This is a genomic window from Microlunatus parietis, assembly GCF_013407955.1.
GTDB lineage: Bacteria > Actinomycetota > Actinomycetes > Propionibacteriales > Propionibacteriaceae > Microlunatus > Microlunatus parietis.
The window spans coordinates 2614958-2632403 of sequence record NZ_JACCBU010000001.1 but is presented as its reverse complement, the minus strand read 5'-3'; the positions used below and the strand labels follow the sequence as shown (position 1 = coordinate 2632403).

Here is a 17446-nt window from a genome sequence, read left to right as displayed (position 1 = left end):
GTCACGGCGCCACATCGCGCGCTTTGACCGGCGAGGACTGACCGGATAACCTTGTCCACTGTGTTCGGGCTTGCCCGAATCTTGGTGCGTGCCCGGCTTTGATCCCCGTGATCCTGCGTGTTCGCACAGCTGTCCGGCCGGGTCTCCCTGGCAGGGCGCACCCCCAGATCCGGTGACAGAAAGAGATATTCAGCGGTGCCCACAATTCAGCAGTTGGTCCGGAAGGGCCGCGCAGACAAGGTGAGCAAGTCGAAGACGCCTGCGCTCAAGGGTTCGCCTCAGCGGCGGGGCGTGTGCACGCGCGTCTACACCACCACACCGAAGAAGCCGAACTCGGCTCTGCGCAAGGTCGCCCGGGTCAAGCTGTCCTCGGGGGTCGAGGTCACCGCCTACATCCCCGGCGTCGGCCACAACCTGCAGGAGCACTCGATGGTGCTCGTTCGCGGCGGCCGGGTGCGCGACCTTCCGGGTGTCCGCTACAAGGTCATCCGCGGCTCGCTCGACGCGCAGGGTGTCAAGAACCGCAAGCAGGCTCGCAGCCGGTACGGCGCGAAGAAGGAGAAGTAATGCCCCGCAATGGCCCCGCCCCGCGGCGCCCGGTGATGGTCGATCCCGTGTACGGCTCGCCGCTGGTCAGTCAGCTGGTCAGCAAGGTGCTCGTCGACGGCAAGAAGACCATCGCGCAGAACATCGTGTACTCGGCCCTGGAGGGCACCCGGGCCAAGACCGGTGTCGATCCGGTGCAGACGCTCAAGCGGGCGCTGGACAACGTGCGCCCCGCCCTCGAGGTGAAGAGCCGCCGGGTTGGTGGCGCCACCTACCAGGTGCCGGTCGACGTGAAGCCGGGCCGGTCGACGACCCTGGCGCTGCGCTGGCTGATCTCCTTCTCCCGGCAGCGCCGCGAGAAGACCATGTCCGAGCGGCTGATGAACGAGCTGCTGGACGCCTCGAACGGGCTTGGCGCTGCGGTCAAGCGTCGCGAGGACACGCACAAGATGGCCGAGGCCAACCGCGCCTTCGCCCACTACCGCTGGTAACAGCGGCACCCCCACCGCCCCGGTGCCGGATCCGTTCCGGCATCTGGGGCACCGCAATTTTCGTACAAAGAAGAGGTTGAACGCGTCCCCATGGCCGTCGAGATCAAGACTGACCTGGGCAAGGTCCGCAACATCGGGATCATGGCCCATATCGATGCGGGCAAGACCACGACCACCGAGCGGATCTTGTTCTACACCGGGATCAACTACAAGATCGGTGAGGTCCACGACGGCGCGGCCACGATGGACTGGATGGAGCAGGAACAGGAGCGCGGCATCACGATCACGTCCGCCGCGACGACCTGTCACTGGAAAGACCACCAGATCAACATCATCGACACGCCCGGGCACGTGGACTTCACCATCGAGGTGGAGCGCAACCTGCGCGTGCTCGACGGTGCGGTCGCCGTGTTCGACGGTGTCGCCGGTGTCGAGCCGCAGAGCCAGACGGTGTGGCGCCAGGCCGACCGGTACGGCGTGCCCCGGATCTGCTTCATCAACAAGCTGGACCGGACCGGCGCCAGCTTCGACTTCTGCGTGAAGACGATCAAGGAGCGGCTGAACGCGGTTCCGGCCGTCATGCAGCTGCCGATCGGGGCCGAGTCCGACTTCATCGGCGTCGTGGACCTGGTCCAGATGCGGGCCCTGACCTGGCGCGGCGAGACCGCGATCGGTGAGGACTACGAGATCGAGGACATCCCGGCCGACATGAAGGAGCAGGCCGAGCAGGCGCACGCCGAGCTGATCGAGCTGGTCGCCGAGCACGACGACGAGCTGATGGAGCTGTACCTGGAGGGCGACGAGCCCACCGCGGAGCAGCTGCAGCACGCCGTCCGCCGCGCGGTGCTGTCCAGCGCGATCACGGCCGTCTTCTGCGGCTCCGCGTTCAAGAACAAGGGTGTGCAGCCGTTGCTGGACGCGGTCATCGCGTACCTGCCGGCGCCGCTGGACATCCCGGCGATCATCGGCTTCAAGCCGGGCGACGAGACGGTGGAGATCGAGCGTCACCCGAGCGACACCGACCCGTTCGCCGCGCTGGCGTTCAAGATCGCGGCCGACCCGCACCTGGGCAAGCTGACCTACGTCCGGGTCTACTCCGGGCGGCTCGAGGCCGGTACGCAGGTGACGAACAGCACCAAGCAGCGCAAGGAACGGATCGGCAAGATCTACCAGATGCACGCCAACAAGCGTGAGGAGATCGCGTCGGTCGGTGCCGGGCAGATCGTCGCCGTGATGGGTCTGAAGGACACCACCACCGGCGAGACGCTGTGCGACCCGAACAACCTCGTGGTGCTGGAGTCGATGGACTTCCCGGCGCCGGTGATCGAGCAGGCGATCGAGCCGAAGACCAAGTCGGACCAGGAGAAGCTGGGCGTCGCGATCCAGCGGCTGGCCGAGGAGGACCCGACCTTCCGCGTCCACACGGACGAGGAGACCGGCCAGACGATCATCGCCGGCATGGGCGAGCTTCACCTCGAGGTGATGATCGACCGGATGAAGCGTGAGTTCAAGGTCGAGGCCAACATCGGCAAGCCGCAGGTGGCCTACCGGGAGACGCTGCGCCGCAAGGTGGAGAAGGTCGAGTACCTGCACAAGAAGCAGTCCGGTGGTTCGGGTCAGTACGCCAAGGTGCTGATCGACCTCGAACCTCAGGAGGCCGGCTCGGGCTACGAGTTCGTCAACGGGATCACCGGTGGCCGGATCCCGCGGGAATACATCCCGTCGGTGGATCAGGGCATCCAGGAGGCCATGCAGTTCGGCGTCCTGGCCGGTTATCCGGTGGAGGACATCAAGGTCACGCTGACCGACGGTGCGTACCACGACGTCGACTCCTCCGAGCTCGCGTTCAAGATCGCCGGCTCGATGGTCTTCAAGGAGGCCGCGCGCCGGGCCGACCCGGCGCTGCTGGAGCCGATGATGGCGGTCGAGGTGACGACGCCGGAGGACTACCTCGGTACGGTGATCGGCGACCTGAACGCCCGTCGCGGCCAGGTGCAGCAGATGGAGGAGCGGCACGGGAACAAGGTCGTCGACGCGCTTGTTCCGCTCTCGGAGATGTTCGGCTACGTCGGCGATCTCCGGTCCAAGACCTCCGGTCAGGCGAGCTACACGATGGAGTTCCACTCCTACGCCGAGGTGCCGAAGAACATCTCCGACGAGATCGTTCAGAAGTCCCGCGGCGAGTGAATTCCTGACGGTTTGACCTGAAAGCGCACAACCACAACACTTAGGCCGGGCTGTGTCCGATCAAGCTGTGTCCGATCAAGCAGTGTCCGACCTAGCAGAACCGATAGAAATATGCGCCCCGCTACCGCGTGGCGACAAACCCAGAAGGAGCCCAAGTGGCAAAGGCCAAGTTCGAGCGGACTAAGCCGCACGTCAACATCGGCACCATCGGGCATATCGACCACGGCAAGACCACGTTGACCGCGGCGATCTCGAAGGTGCTCCACGACCACGATCCCGTCGGCAACCCGAACACCGAAGCTTTCGAGAACATCGACAAGGCGCCGGAAGAGCGGCAGCGGGGCATCACCATCTCGATTACCCACATCGAGTACCAGACCGAGGCGCGGCACTACGCTCACGTCGACTGCCCGGGTCACGCCGACTACATCAAGAACATGATCACCGGCGCGGCTCAGATGGACGGCGCGATCCTCGTGGTCGCGGCGACCGACGGCCCGATGCCGCAGACCCGTGAGCACGTGCTGCTCGCGCGTCAGGTCGGCGTTCCGGCGATCGTCGTCGCGCTGAACAAGTGCGACATGGTCGACGACGAGGAGATCCTGGAGCTCGTCGAGCTCGAGGTCCGGGAGCTGCTCGAGAGCCAGGAATTCGACGGCGACAACGCGCCGATCGTCAAGGTCGCGGCCTTCCCGGCGCTGAACGGCGACGAGAAGTGGGCGGGGTCGATCCTCGAGCTGATGAAGGCCGTGGACGACTACATCCCGCAGCCGGAGCGTGACGTCGACAAGCCGTTCCTGATGCCGGTCGAGGATGTCTTCACGATCACCGGCCGTGGCACCGTGGTGACCGGCCGGATCGAGCGCGGCGTCGTCAAGGTCAACGAGACCGTCGACATCATCGGCATCCGCGAGACCAAGCAGACCACCACGGTCACTGGTGTCGAGATGTTCCGCAAGCTGCTTGACGAGGGCCAGGCCGGCGAGAACGTCGGTCTGCTGCTCCGCGGCACCAAGCGCGAGGACGTCGAGCGCGGCATGGTGATCATCAAGCCGGGCACCACGACTCCGCACACGGAGTTCGAGGCGCGCGTCTACATCCTGAGCAAGGAGGAGGGCGGCCGTCACACGCCGTTCTTCAACAACTACCGCCCGCAGTTCTACTTCCGGACGACCGACGTCACCGGCGTCGTTCAGCTGCCGGAGGGCACCGACATGGTGATGCCGGGCGACAACACCGACATGACGGTTCAGCTGATCCAGCCGATCGCCATGGAGGAAGAGCTCAAGTTCGCGATCCGCGAGGGTGGCCGCACCGTCGGCGCCGGCCGGGTCACGAAGATCATCAAGTGATCAACTGATCATCCGGCAAGGCCCCGGTCCGCAGCAGCGGACCGGGGCCTTGTCTTTCCCGCAAGGTGTTCAGGGAAGCCGGAACCACATCGGGATCAGGGTCGGGCCGCCCTCGGGCAGGGTGTGCGGACGACTGTCGCGGCGGAACCCGTGCCGACTGTAGAGCCGGGCCGACCGTTCGGTGCTGGCCTCGAGGAACGCCGGCGAGCCCTCGGCCTCCAGCAGGGCCAGCCGGGTGTCCAGCAGCGCACCGCCCGCGCCGTGGCCGCGGCGCTCGGGCACGGTGACCATGACCTGCAGGTAGAGGTGCGGAAAGTGCTGCGGGTGTGCCTCGGCGAGGTAGGCGGTCACGGCGGCGAGCCGGCGGAACGGGGCGAAGTCGGGATTCTGCCGGTGGAGCTCCCGGGCCTGGTCGGCGTCGGCCCGGAACCGGTCCAGCGAGTCGACCCGCTGCCAGATCGCGACGGCCCAGATGTCGGGGCCGGCGCCGGCGATCCAGACCTCGTCCTGCTTCAGTGCCGAGTCGATGATCAGCGGGACCTGGGAGTCCCGGAACGAGGCGTCGGACTCGCCGGCCATCACCCAGGACGTCACCTCCTCGTCGGTGCAACGGCCGAACGCGTTGATCACGGGGTCGCGGTCGGCATCCGTCGCGCGCCGTACGGTGAGCGGAGCTGGCATCTGATTCCCTCCTGGTGATCACTGTCAGTCCGGCCAGATTAGGCTTGCTTCGAAGGAACTCCCGCCGTTTCGTCACACCGACTAGTGTGACGAAATGACGTACGAGTCGGCGCCGTCCCGCTGCCTCGGGTGCGGCCGCGGCATCGTCCAGCCGGAGCGGGGCCGGCGCCGCCGCTACTGCTCCCGGTCCTGCCAGGCCCGCTCCTACCGGTCCCGCCGGGATGCCGTGCGCACCGCGCCCCCTGCGCCGGCCCCTGCGCCGCGCCGGCGCCGCCGGCCGCTGACCGCGGTCTCCATCGCGCGCGCCGCAGTCGGGCTGGCCGACCGGCTGGGTCTGGACGCGGTGTCGACCCGGCGGCTGGCCACCGAGCTCGGCGTAGCGACCGCCGCGCTCTACCGCTACTACCCCGACCGCGACGCGCTGCTGGCCGCGATGGCCGAGCTCGTCCTGGCTGACGTACCGGCACCGCCCGAGTCGTCCGACTGGCGGGCCCGGCTCCGCCACGAGGCCCGGCAGGAGTGGGAGCTCTACCGGAGCCATCCCTGGCTGCTCACCGTGCTGGCGCGGATCCGGCCGCCCGTCGGGCCGGCGCTGTTCGAGATCCTGGAGCGCTACCTGACCGCGCTGGACCGGCCCGGCCTGCCACCGCGCGACCTGCTGGCCGGCTACCTGGCCGTCTCCGGCCTGGTCCAGGGCCTCGCCCTGCTCTGGAGCGCCGAGGCCGTACCTCGCCGCAGCGCCGAAGGCCGCACCGGGTCGGCGCACGCCGACCTGGCCGAGTTGCTCGGGCCCGGCTCGTCGCCCCTGATGTACCGGCTGTTCGGCGGCCCGGACCCGCCCGAACTCGACCTGGACGAGGTCCTCGACGCCGGCCTCGACCTCCTCCTCGACGGCCTGTCCTCGGCGCGCCCCGAGACCTGATGGAAATGATCATGCTCTCGCTGTCCGGAGGATCGCCTGCGGGTATCGTCGTGTCGTGGTGATGGGCGAGGGTCTTTTCGGGGTGGCGCCGGACGACTTCGACGTCATGTTCGAGCACCTCCACGGATGACACCCACCGACATGGACGATGTCCGGGAACTCCCGCAGGCAGCGCCGCCATCACCACTGCGCCGCTGGACGATCAGGATGATCATCGTCGTGGTGGCGTCGGCGCTCGTCATGATCATTCCGGGCCCGATCTTCCGGGCCGTCCATTCCAGCGCTGCGCGGAAGCTCGTCGACGAGGTAGCCACCGGTCGCCCGGAACTGCTCGCCAAGCAGGACGAGTTCCGTTCCCCGTTGGCGGACTTGGGTGTCCCGGCTCGTACGTGGACCCAGGTCTCCTGCTGGCTCTCCCCTCGCTACAGCGATGGTGACGGCGAGCAGGATGTGGTGATGTTCTACCGGCAGCAGTGCTCGCTCGTGGCGTACGAGATCTACCCGTCGCCGGGTGCCGGTGGCGCGGAGGTCGTCGCCGCTCAACTGGGCGGGAACACCGCGGGCACCCCCACGTGCTCGGAGATCCTCTTCGACGTGCTGATGCCCGACTACGGTGCCAGCCGACCCAGCGAGTATGCGGCGGCGCTGTGGTGGGTGGATCCGGGCGGTGAACCGCCGGTCGATCAACCGGATCGGTGCGCGGTTCCCACGCCCGACGATCCCGGTGCCGCGCGGGTGACCCCGGGCGTCGACAGACCGGTGACAGCGGAGACTTTCGTGGTCTACCAGGTCCGTTCGCCGGTGAACTCCGTCGATGTGGGCTGCGAACGCCGGCTGCCCTGGATCTTCGCCTGTGCGGCGGAGCCGCCGGGTTTCCCGGTGCTCTGAGCGAGTAGGGGTGGAAGCGTCCATGAGTCTTGAAAAGGCACGTCCCGGCGATCTCTGGTGATGCCGGGAAGTTGGCGTGTGTTCCCCGAACACCGTGAAGCGCTACGCCGGCGGCGAGTTTGGACCAGGCGGCGCGGCGGCCGATGTTGATCAACGATTTGCCTGGCGCTGGGTCATACCGGGCCGGGGCGCACGGCCCGTCGGGCCGACGCAGTCGCCAGGCAGGCAGACCGGGTGTGGGCGAGGGGATCAGCGGCGGGCTTCCGCGAGGAGCGGGTGGCGCGGGCGGGGTCGACTCGGACGCGGGACGTCCCGGTCGACCTGACGCCGAGTGTGACGGTTCCTACCGCTGAAATCGATTTCGGGTGGTCGTAACGTCACACTCGATGATTGGGTCCGCGATTCCCCGGTGAGGGTCGATGGGGAACCGGAGCTGCGGCTTCGACGGCTGGCGCGGTGGGCGACGGAATGGGACCAGGGCTGCGGTGGCGGGTGTGGGTCCGACGGGTGAGCGGTGGAGTTGGCGGCGCGAGGCCGCGGGAGTCGTGGTCAGAGCGAGGTCGACCAGGCTGACCGTGGTGACGAGGCCGGAGACGTCCGAAGCTCGCGTCCGTCGGGATGGAGCGGTGAGCACGTTCGGAACGCTGCCTGCGGAAGGTCCGCACGGGGCCGAAGTCGGCGCGGGGCAAGAGTCGGGGCGGGCCGGGAGTCCGCGGGGGCGGCGGGACCCCGCGCGAGTCGGGACTTCGCGCGAGGCAGGAGTAGGCCGGGGGTGTGGAGGTCGGCACGGGCCGAAGCCGGCGCAGTGCGGGTAGCCGGGACGGGCAGAGCGGAGGTCGGGGGCGAAGGTCCGCTGGGCCAAGGTCGCGCGGGGTCGAAGTTCGCGCGAGGTGGGAGCGGCGCCGGGATGGGAGTGGTGGCCGGAACGGGCAGGGCGGAGGTCGGCGGGCGAAGGTCCGCTGGGCCAAGGTCGCGCGGGGCTGAAGTCGGCGCGGGGTGGGAGCGGGCGCGGGGTTGGGAGTGGTGGCCGGGACGGGCGGTGCGAAGGTCAGCTGGGCCAAGGTCCCGTTGGGCCGAAGTCGGCGCGGGGGGCGGGACTCCGCGCGGACAAGGCGTCGGCGCGCGGAGCGGGAGTCCCGCGGGGGACTCTGTGCGAGGCGGGACTCCGCGCGGGGCGGGAGTCCGCGCGGGGCGGGCGTCCGCGCGGGCGGGAGTCGGCAACGGGTAGGTGGAGGTCGAAGGGGCCGATGTTGGCGCGTGGTGGGAGTGGCGCGGGAATCGGCCACGGGGTGGGTGGTCCCGGCAGAGCGGCCAGCCGAGCCGCACTCTCCGAGGTGCGCCGTGCCCGGGTCCCGACCTGACGCCGACTGTGACGTTTCGTACCCGAAAAATCGATTTCACACGTTCGCAACCTCACACTCGACGATCGGGCCGCGCATCCCGGGGTGGTGTGCAGGGCCGGTGGCGGGAGGGGTAGCCTGAGGTGAGAAAGCGATTTCTCAGTCCGAGGGGGAACCGGTGGACGGCATGGATCGGCAGGCGGTGGTGCGGCGACACGAGGTGGTGTTGCGGGAGGCGGATCCGCGGTCGCCGCTGACGGTGGGCAACGGGGAGTTCTGCTTCACGGCCGATCTGACCGGGTTGCAGACGTTTCCGGAGCACTATCCGGTCGGTCCGCGGGATCCGGGGGCGAGGGACGCGACGCTGCTCGGGACGATGAGCCAGTGGGGCTGGCACAGTGTTCCGCCCGCGGAGCCGTACGCGATCGCCGATTCCATGATCACGTACGAGAGCCCGCGCGGCCCGGTCCGCTACGTCGACCAGACCGGCGCGGTCAAGGGCGGCACCGAGCACGGGACCAACAATCGGGATCTCTGGCTACGGGCCAATCCGCACCGGCTGCACCTCGGCCGGATCGGGTTCGCCCGGACCGACCGCGGCCCGGCCGGCGAGGCGATCGGGCCGGCGGACCTGGTGGCGGCGGAGCAGCGGCTGGACGCCTGGACCGGTGCGCTGCACAGCACGTTCCGGCTGGCGGGTCACGAGGTCCGGGTGATCACCGTGGTCGATCCGGACCGGGATCTGGTCGCGGTCCGGGTCGCGTCGCCGGCGCTGGCGGCCGGGCTGCTGGCGATCCGGCTCGACTTCCCGTACGGCAGCGAGGACTGGCACAGCGCGGCCGACTGGTCCACGCCCGAGCGGCACCGCACGGAGAGCGAGCCCGCCCGGGACGGGTGGACGATCCGGCGGGAGCTGGACGACACCCGCTACGAGGTACGGCTGGCCACCAGCCCCGGGTCGAGCCTGCGCCGGGTCGGCCCGCACACGCTCCGGCTGGATCCGGGCCGGGCGGGGGAGTTCGAGCTTCGGGCGTGGTTCGGTCCCGGCCCTACCTCCCAAGATCAGGTTCCGGAGTTCGCGGACGTCCAACGGCGGGCGGCCGGCTGGTGGTCCGGCTACTGGTCGAGCGGCGGCGTGGTGGACCTGTCCGGCACCGACGATCCGCGGGCGGCCGAACTGGAGCGGCGCACGGTGTTGTCGCAGTACCTGACCGCGCTCAGCGCGGGTTCGACGCCGCCGGCCGAGACCGGCCTGATCTGCAACTCCTGGCGCGGCAAGTTCCATCTGGAGATGCACTGGTGGCACAGCGCCCACTTCGCGCTGTGGGGTCGCCCCGACCTGCTGCTGCGGAGCCTTCGCTGGTATCACGACGCCTTGCCGGTGGCCCGCGGGATCGCTTCCGAACAGGGCTACCGGGGTGCCCGCTGGCCCAAGCAGATCGGTCCGGACGTCCGAGAGGCTCCCAGTTCGATCGGACCGTTCCTGGTCTGGCAGCAGCCGCATCCGATCTTCCTCGCCGAGCTGGCCTACCGGGCCGTCGCCGATCAAGACCCGGGGGCGGACCGCGCGGTGCTGGAGGAGTTCGCCGACGTCGTCTTCGCCAGCGCCGACTTCATGGCCGACCTGGCGGTGCCCACCGACCGCGGGTACGAACTCGGCCCGCCGCTGATCCCGGCCCAGGAGAGCTACGGCGGGATGCGGGCCAGGTTGTGGAACCCGACGTACGAACTCGTCTACTGGCACTGGGCGCTCGACCTCGCCTGCCGCTGGCGGGAGCGGCTCGGTCGGCCCGCCGACCCGGCCTGGCGGGAGGTCTCGGACAAGATCATCGCGCCGGTCCCGCGGGCCGGGCGCTATCCGGCGATCGGCGTCGACCCGTACACGATCCGGACCGATCACCCGTCGATGCTGTGCGCGCTCGGCGTACTGCCGCAGACGACCAAGATCAACTCCGAGGTGATGGCGGCGACCCTCGACGACGTCCTCGGCGACTGGGACTGGTCCAGCACCTGGGGCTGGGACTATCCGGTGATCGCGATGTGCGCGGCCCGGCTCGGCCGGCCCGAGACCGCGGTCGACGCCCTGCTGGCCGACCGGCACAAGAACGAGGTGCTGCCCAACGGGCACAACCGGCAGACCAGCTCGCTGCCGCTCTATCTGCCGGGCAACGGCGGCCTGCTCGCGGCGGTCGCACTGATGGCGGCCGGCTGGACCGGCGGCCCCGAGCGTTCCGCGCCGGGCTTCCCGGCGGACTGGACGGTGCGTTCGGAGGGGCTGATTCCTCCGCCCTGACGGGCCGGGCTGGAAGACCGTGGCCGGTGGCCGCACGCCCGTGGGTGCGGGAGCGTTGGCTTCCCGGCCACGGTCGGACCCCGGACACTACCGGCGCGGCAGTCCGGCCGAAGGCGCGATCAACGTGACTCCCGTCGCACCGCGCGTACTATAACCACTCCGAATGAAGTACTATGCTTGAAGTACTTCAAGGAGAGGATCACAGGATGCGAAAGCTCGTCTACTACGTCGGGGTCTCGCTCGACGGCTACATCGCCGGCCCAGGTCAGGAGATCGACTTCTTTCCGGTGCCTCAGCGGATGTTGGACTGGATCCAAGAGTGCTACCCGGAGACGCTGCCGACTCATGGGCGCCAGGCGCTCGGCTTCGACGATGCCGAGAACAAGGCGTTCGACACGCTGGTGATGGGGCGCGGCACGTTCGAGCCGGCCCTGGCGATCCCGTCGACGCACCCGTACGCCCATCTTCGGGAGTACGTCGTCTCCAGCACGCTGCAGGTCGACGACCCGAGTGTCGAGGTGGTCGACGACCCGATGCCGCTGATCCGCCGGCTGAAGGCGGAGGACTCCCCGCTGGACATCTGGCTCGGCGGTGGCGGGAAGCTCGCCGCCTCGGTGCTGCCGGAGATTGACGAGTTGATCATCAAGAGCTATCCGGTCGTCGCCGGTGCCGGGGTTCCGATGCTCGCCGGGCGGTTCGATCCGACCCTGTTCCGGCCGACTCGGCGCGAGGAGGTCGAGGGCTCGGCGCAGGTCACCTGGTACACGAGGGTGTGAATCTCGGACCAATTCACGATCTTCACAAGCATGTGAAATGCGTGTAATCTGGAGATCGTGACTCAAACCATCGAGATCGCCGGCCTGCGCAAGGCGTACGGCGCGAACGTGGCCCTCGACGGACTCGACCTCGGCGTCGGGTCCGGCGAGGTGCACGGCTTCCTCGGCCCGAATGGTGCGGGGAAGTCCACCACCATCCGGATCCTGCTCGGCCTGATCCGGGCCGACGGGGGAACGGTACGGCTCTTCGGCGGTGACCCCTGGCAGGAAGCCACGGACCTGCACCGCCGGCTGGCCTACGTGCCGGGCGACGTCGCGCTCTGGCCGAATCTCACCGGCGGCGAGGTGATCGACCTGCTCGGCCGGCTGCGCGGCGGGCTCGACCAGGCCCGGCGCACCGAACTGATCGAGCGGTACGACCTCGACCCGCGCAAGCGGTGCCGCACCTACTCCAAGGGCAACCGGCAGAAGGTCGCGCTGATCGCGGCCCTGGCGGCGCGGGTGGACCTGCTCATCCTCGACGAGCCGACCTCCGGGCTCGACCCGCTGATGGAAGCGATCTTCACCGACTGCATCCGGGAGGAACGGGCAGCGGGCCGGACCGTGCTGTTGTCCTCGCACATCCTGTCCGAGGTCGAGGCGCTGTGCGACCGGGTGACGATCATCAGGTCCGGCCGCACGGTGGAGTCCGGCACCCTGGCCGACCTGCGCCACCTGACCCGGACCTCGGTCTCCGCCGAGCTCATCGGACCGGTGCCCGAGCTGGCCGGGCTGGCCGGCGTACACGATGTCCGGCGGTCCGGTTCCATGATCAACTGCCAGGTCGACGCCAGCGCACTGAGCGAACTGCTCGGCGTGCTGGCCCGGGCCGGCGTCGGCAGCCTGGTCAGCCGACCGCCCAGCCTGGAGGATCTGTTCCTGCGGCACTACCAGGCCGAGGAACCGGTCGGAGCGGTCCGATGAACGGCGGGAAACCCTTCCAGGGAACGGGATTCTCGGTCCGCCTCGGTCTGCGCCGGAGCCGGGTGCTGCTGTTCGGCGCCGCCGCGTTCCTGGTCCTGCTGGGGATCGGTACGGCGCTGCAGTATGCCCGGACGTTCCCCACCGTCGCCGATCGGCAGGCCTTCGCCGCCGAGGTCGGCGGCAACACCGCGCTCACCGCCTTCACCGGTCAGTTGGGCGGCGACACGCTCGGCGCGCTGGTGGTGTGGAAGATCGGCGACATCCTGTACGTCCTGCTGGCCCTGGTCGCGATCATGATCGTGATCCGGCAGACCCGGGCCGAGGAGGAGTCCGGCCGACTCGAGCTGGTCCGGGCCGGCACGATCGGCCGGCATGCGTCCTGGCTGTCTGCGTTGATCATCGCGCTGGGCGTCGTGATCATCACTGCCGGCCTGATCGGGGTCGGCCTGATCATGCTCGGCACCGGCGTTGCCGGGAGCCTCGCGTTCGCCGCGGCCTTGGCGTCGGCCGGTGCGGTGGCCGCGGTGATCGGCGTGCTTGCGGCCCAGCTGACCGAACGGGCCCGCGGTGCCACCGTGCTGGCCGCGGTGGCGCTCGGGCTGGCGTACCTGATCCGGTTCGTCGCCGACGGCAGCGGGCTGCTCGGTCTGCGCTGGCTGTCCTTCACCGGCTGGAGCCACCTGGTCGCCCCGTACGGCGGCGAGCACTGGGCGGTCCTGCTGGTGCCGGCCGCGGTCGTCCTGGCGGGGATCGTGATCACGGCGCGGCTGGCCGACCGCCGCGACCTCGGTGCCGGCGTGATCGCTCCCCGGCCGGGCCCCGCAGCGGCCGCCCCGAACCTGTCCGGCGCGCTCGGTTTGGCCTGGCGACTGCAGCGAGGCTTCCTGCTCGGCTGGCTCGCCGCCTGTGCCGGGATCTCGCTGGCCACGGCCGGAGTCGCGGCCGGAATGCCGGAGATCGCCGACCGCGGCGGGCCCCAGATCCGGGAATTCCTGGGGCGCTACGCGGCCCGCCCGGATGCGTCGATCGCGGACACGTTCATCTGGATGATCTTGGTCTCGATCGCCGGTACGGTCGCGCTCTACCCGGTGCTGGTGCTGGCGCGGCTGCGCGCCGACGAGGCCGCCGGGCTGGCCGAGGTCACCCTGTCGACCACGATCAGCCGCCGCGCCTGGGCGGGTGCGCAGCTGCTGATCGCGCTGGCCGGCAGCCTGGCGATCATGGTCGCCAGCGGTCTCGCCGCCGGCCTGAGCTACGGCGTCACCTCCGGCACCGGGCCGGTGCAGGTCGGTCGGGTGCTCGCGGCCGCAGTCGTCCAGGTGCCGGCGATCTGGGTGCTGGCCGGAGTGATCATGGCGTTGATCGGTCTGGCGCCGCGGGTCGCGGTGATCGGCGGCTGGCTCGCCTGGATCTTCGTCAACGTGTTCGGCGAGAGCCTCGGCCCGATCCTCGGCCTGCAGTACGCCGCGGCGAATCTGGTCATCCCGTTCGCGTACGTGAGCAAGATCATCACCGGCGCCGCCCTGCAGGTGGTGCCGCTGCTCGTGCTGATCGCGATCACCGCGTTGCTGGCCGTGGTCGGCCTGCAGGCCCTGCGCCGCCGGGATCTCCGGACCGGGTGAGCCCGCCCCGGTAGGGTGCCAACCAACGGCGTGAGGGGAGGGGCGGTGCGCGACGCACGAGCCGAGTTCATCGAGGGGCTGGCCCTGGTGCTGGCCGGGTCCGGGCTGCAGCGGATGGCGGCCCGGGTGCTCGGCGCCGTGCTCTCGTCGGAGACCGGCAGCCTGACCGTGCCGGAACTGACCGAGACGTTGTCCGTCAGCCCGGCCGCGATCAGCGGCGCCGGACGGTCCTTGATCGAAGCCGGGTTCTTGATCAAGTCCCGCAATCCGGGTGACCGGCTGGACTCGTACTCGCTGGGCAGCGATCACTGGTATGAGGCGGTGATCTCCCGGAACCCGGTCTATCCGCGGCTGGCCGCCGAGTTCGACCGCGGCGTCGGCGCTGTCGGAGCGGACACCGCGGCGGGCCGGCGGCTGGCCGAGACCCGGGACTTCTTCAGTTTCGTGGCCGAGCGGACGCCTGCGCTGGTTGCGGAGTGGCAGGCGCAGCGTGCAGCGCGCGACGAACGATCATGATCAGCCAGATCATGCAGAACGGGATGATGGTCACGTTCTTGATCGCCAGCAACGCCGTCCAGAACGCGTCCTGAGCCGAAGTCGGGACGAGCAGCGGGCCGACTCCCTTGAGCAGGTTGTTGAAGATCGGGGCCAGCACGAGCAGGTAGCCGGCGGACCACAGCTGGACCCGCCAGGTGGCGGCAATCCCGCGCCCGGCCCGCCGAAAGGCCTCGGTGAACGAGGTCCAGCCGGGCTCTCGGGCCAGCAGTCGCCGGCAGAGCCAGACGACGAACGCGGCCCGGACCGCGAGGGTGAACAGTTCGCCGGCCTGGACCGGGCCGGGCTGGTCCGGCGGGACCGGGATCCCGCGGATCGGCGACGGCTGGTGATCATCGCGGTGCCGCGGGCGAACCCGCGCGCGGCGGCCGCCTTCCGGTCACTGAGCCGGTCGATGGCCAAGCTCGCCGAGCGCTATCCGCCCGATCAGCAGGCCGCGATCGCCGACTGGATCAGCCGGACGACGGTCGTCCTGCGCCAGGAGACCCGGGCCCTCACCGGAGATGACGACGAGCCCTGAGGGCTTTACCGGGCTGGGGCCAGCAGTGCGACCGGATAGTCGGCCAGCAGGGCGGCCAGCTCGGTGCGCCCGCCGGGGACCTCGCGGCCGCTGAGCCGGTCGTGGAGCCCGTCGGGCAGGTCGACAGTGGTGCCGGCCCAGCCGGTCCGGGCCAGCCCCACCGGCAGCCGGGTGGCCAGCGTGATCGCTCCGCCGCGGTCGTAGCCGATCAGGTGCCGGGTCGCCGGTCCGGTCGCCGACAGCGGCCGGTAATCGGTGAACAGTTCCGGTGCCTCGCGGCGCAACCTGAGCGCGTTCCGGGTCACCCAGAGCTTCGCCGCGCCGCTGTCGTCGATCGGCGGAGCATGATCAAGTCCGGCCAGTAAGGAGGCGCGGCGGCCGAAGTCGACCGGGCGCCGGTTGTCCGGGTCGACCAGCGAGTCGGTCCACAGTTCCGTTCCCTGATAGACATCCGGGACGCCGGGAGCGGTCAGCTGGAGCAGCTTCGCGGCCAGCGCGTTGGACCGGCCCGGTCCGGTGATCATGGCGTCCAGCAGGTCCCAGGCCGCGCGCACCTCGGGATCGTCGTAGGCCAGGTCGATCGCCGACCGCAGCGCGCTCTCGTACGCGGCGTCGACCCGGGTCCAGCCGGTCTCCTCCGCCGCCTCCCGGGCCGCCTTCTCCGCGTACGCCTGCAACCGGTCCCGGTCGATCGGACCGGTGCCGGCCAGCGTCTGCGCCAGCAGGTAGCCGAAGCGGCGGTTGGGCAGCCCGGTCCGGTCCAGGAAGGCCGCCGCGAAGCCGGCCCAGTGATCATGTAGCTCCGGCAGTACGGCGAGCCGGGCCCGGACGTCCTCGCCGCGCTTGGTGTCGTGCGTGGACAGCGCGGTCATCGCGTCCGGGCTCCCGTCCAACCGCCGCCGTTGCGCGGCATGGAACTCCTCGACGGTGCCGCCGACCTGCGCCGGATCGCCGCCCACCTCGTTGCCGCCGACGAACCTGCTGTAGCGGTAGTACGCGGTGTCCTCGACGCCCTTGGCCATCACGGCCCCGGCCAACTGCTGCACCCGTACCGCCAACTCGTCGGCCGGATCGCGCAGCCGGGATCCCAACGTGGACAGGGTTTCCGCCAGTTCCGGGCGGCGCCGGGCGGCCTCGGCGAGGGCCCAGTCCAGCCGGTCCGCACCGATCGGCAGGTAGGAGCGGTAGACCTCGTACGCGATCGCGATCTCGGCCAGCGCCTCGCCGGCCCGCTCGACGTCCGGGGCGAGCCGGGCCAGCCTCCGTCGCTCGGCCTGGAACAGCGTCTCGGCGACCATCCGCTTGCCCCGCTCGACGTACTCCTCGAAGCCGGTGCCGTCGCCGGTCAGCTCGCGATACAGCTCGGTCAGCGGCGCGTCGTGATCTTGGTCGCGGAGCACCCGGTCCACCTCGGCCAGCGCGTCGTACCCGGTGCTGCCGGCGATCGGCCACTCGGCCGGCAACTCCTCGCCGGGCTCCAGGATCTTCTCGGCGACGATCCAGGCGTCCGGGGCCAGTCGGCGCAGCCGCTCCAGGTAGCCGGTCGGGTCGGCGAGGCCGTCCGGATGATCGATCCGCAGCCCGGCCACGCCGTCGGCGACGAGGTCGGTGATCTTGGCGTGGGTGGCGGCGAAGACCTGTTCGTCCTCGACCCGTACGCCGGCCAGGGTGGTGATCGAGAAGAACCGCCGGTAGGTCAGTTCATGATCACCACGGGACCAGTGCGCCAGCCGGTAGTGCTGACGATCATGAACGGTGGCGGCGTCGTCGCCGTCGGCCCAGCTGCCCGGAGCCAACGGGAACCGATGCTCGAAATAGCGCAGTTCGCCGTCGACGAGCTCCGGCCCGCCCTCGTCGCCGAGCACCGGCAGGATGATCGGCCCGGCCGACCAGTCCACGTCGAACCAGTCCGCGTAGCGGGACTCCCGCCCATGGGTCAGCACATCCCACCAGGCCGGATTCTCGTGCGGCACGGCGATCCCGAGGTGGTTCGGCACGATGTCGACCACCACCCCGAGCTCGTGCTCGCGGGCCGCGTCGAGCAGCGCCCGCCAGCCCTCCTCGCCGCCCCGATCCGGGTCGATCACCGTCGGGTCCGTGGTGTCGTACCCGTGGTCGGAACCGCTGGTCGCCCGCAGCAGCGGCGACAGGTAGACCGCGCCGACGCCGAGCTCGGCCAGATAGCCAGCCAGCGCGGCGGCGTCGTGCAAGGTGAAGCCGGGTCGGATCTGCAGCCGGTACGTCGAGCTCGGAGTCACTCCGCGAGCCTAGAAGGTCGTGCCGGCGCGGCGCAGGCGGTCGGCCGTAGGC

The 17446-nt window shown here is 70.0% G+C and carries 14 protein-coding genes; 12 read left to right on the top strand and 2 right to left on the bottom strand.

Annotated features, from left to right (window positions below; genetic code table 11):
- Nucleotides 1-195: 195 nt before the first annotated feature.
- The 4 genes from rpsL (at nt 196) to tuf (ending at nt 4576) form a co-directional block, all read left to right on the top strand.
- Complete coding sequence (gene rpsL / locus BKA15_RS12580) at nt 196-567, top strand: 30S ribosomal protein S12 (protein ID WP_152361955.1); 372 nt, start codon at nt 196-198, stop codon at nt 565-567.
- Complete coding sequence (rpsG, locus tag BKA15_RS12575) at nt 567-1037, top strand: 30S ribosomal protein S7 (RefSeq protein WP_179751233.1); 471 nt, start codon at nt 567-569, stop codon at nt 1035-1037. Before rpsL ends, rpsG begins: the two co-directional genes overlap by 1 nt.
- 90 nt (nt 1038-1127) lie before the next feature.
- Nucleotides 1128-3224, top strand: coding sequence for an elongation factor G (gene fusA, locus BKA15_RS12570; protein ID WP_179751231.1), 2097 nt, complete (start codon nt 1128-1130; stop codon nt 3222-3224).
- 155 nt (nt 3225-3379) lie between these two features.
- On the top strand, nt 3380-4576 hold the full coding sequence (gene tuf, locus BKA15_RS12565) for an elongation factor Tu (protein WP_179751229.1): 1197 nt from the start codon (nt 3380-3382) through the stop codon (nt 4574-4576).
- A gap of 69 nt (nt 4577-4645) precedes the next feature.
- Here tuf and BKA15_RS12560 read toward each other — a convergent pair whose 3' ends face one another.
- Nucleotides 4646-5257 (bottom strand): GNAT family N-acetyltransferase, encoded by a 612-nt coding sequence (locus BKA15_RS12560; protein ID WP_179751227.1) that lies wholly within the window; start codon nt 5255-5257, stop codon nt 4646-4648.
- 94 nt (nt 5258-5351) lie between these two features.
- On the opposite strand from BKA15_RS12560, the gene BKA15_RS12555 reads away from it, so the two are divergent.
- The 8 genes from BKA15_RS12555 (at nt 5352) to BKA15_RS12520 (ending at nt 15136) form a co-directional block, all read left to right on the top strand.
- Nucleotides 5352-6179 (top strand): TetR/AcrR family transcriptional regulator, encoded by an 828-nt coding sequence (locus BKA15_RS12555; RefSeq protein WP_179751225.1) that lies wholly within the window; start codon nt 5352-5354, stop codon nt 6177-6179.
- A 126-nt stretch (nt 6180-6305) separates the two neighbouring features.
- Nucleotides 6306-7067, top strand: a complete 762-nt coding sequence (locus BKA15_RS12550) for a hypothetical protein (RefSeq protein ID WP_218871259.1) — start codon at nt 6306-6308, stop codon at nt 7065-7067.
- 1527 nt (nt 7068-8594) lie between these two features.
- Nucleotides 8595-10700, top strand: coding sequence for a hypothetical protein (locus BKA15_RS12545; protein WP_179758423.1), 2106 nt, complete (start codon nt 8595-8597; stop codon nt 10698-10700).
- A 206-nt stretch (nt 10701-10906) separates the two neighbouring features.
- Nucleotides 10907-11476, top strand: a complete 570-nt coding sequence (locus BKA15_RS12540) for a dihydrofolate reductase family protein (protein WP_179751224.1) — start codon at nt 10907-10909, stop codon at nt 11474-11476.
- A gap of 57 nt (nt 11477-11533) precedes the next feature.
- Nucleotides 11534-12439 carry an ABC transporter ATP-binding protein gene (locus BKA15_RS12535; protein ID WP_179751222.1) on the top strand — a complete coding sequence of 302 codons (906 nt, stop codon included), beginning with the start codon at nt 11534-11536 and terminating at the stop codon, nt 12437-12439.
- Entirely contained in the window at nt 12436-14061 is a 1626-nt protein-coding gene (locus BKA15_RS12530) for an ABC transporter permease (protein ID WP_179751220.1), read from the top strand. Before BKA15_RS12535 ends, BKA15_RS12530 begins: the two co-directional genes overlap by 4 nt.
- 45 nt (nt 14062-14106) lie before the next feature.
- Nucleotides 14107-14577: a GbsR/MarR family transcriptional regulator gene (locus tag BKA15_RS12525; RefSeq protein ID WP_179751218.1), complete on the top strand. Its 471-nt coding sequence runs from the start codon at nt 14107-14109 to the stop codon at nt 14575-14577.
- On the top strand, nt 14552-15136 hold the full coding sequence (locus BKA15_RS12520; RefSeq protein ID WP_179751216.1) for a hypothetical protein: 585 nt from the start codon (nt 14552-14554) through the stop codon (nt 15134-15136). Before BKA15_RS12525 ends, BKA15_RS12520 begins: the two co-directional genes overlap by 26 nt.
- A 5-nt stretch (nt 15137-15141) precedes the next feature.
- Here the strand turns inward: BKA15_RS12520 and treY are convergent, their stop codons facing one another.
- Complete coding sequence (gene treY / locus BKA15_RS12515; RefSeq protein WP_179751214.1) at nt 15142-17394, bottom strand: malto-oligosyltrehalose synthase; 2253 nt, start codon at nt 17392-17394, stop codon at nt 15142-15144.
- Nucleotides 17395-17446 lie beyond the last annotated feature (52 nt).

Coding starts and splice junctions, on each gene's coding strand:
- rpsG (WP_179751233.1), top strand. CDS start 567: ATGCCCCGCAATGGCCCCGCCCCGCGGCGCCCGGTGATGGTCGATCCC.
- fusA (WP_179751231.1), top strand. CDS start 1,128: ATGGCCGTCGAGATCAAGACTGACCTGGGCAAGGTCCGCAACATCGGG.
- BKA15_RS12560 (WP_179751227.1), bottom strand. CDS start 5,257: ATGCCAGCTCCGCTCACCGTACGGCGCGCGACGGATGCCGACCGCGAC.
- BKA15_RS12555 (WP_179751225.1), top strand. CDS start 5,352: ATGACGTACGAGTCGGCGCCGTCCCGCTGCCTCGGGTGCGGCCGCGGC.
- BKA15_RS12550 (WP_218871259.1), top strand. CDS start 6,306: ATGACACCCACCGACATGGACGATGTCCGGGAACTCCCGCAGGCAGCG.
- BKA15_RS12545 (WP_179758423.1), top strand. CDS start 8,595: ATGGATCGGCAGGCGGTGGTGCGGCGACACGAGGTGGTGTTGCGGGAG.
- BKA15_RS12540 (WP_179751224.1), top strand. CDS start 10,907: ATGCGAAAGCTCGTCTACTACGTCGGGGTCTCGCTCGACGGCTACATC.
- BKA15_RS12530 (WP_179751220.1), top strand. CDS start 12,436: ATGAACGGCGGGAAACCCTTCCAGGGAACGGGATTCTCGGTCCGCCTC.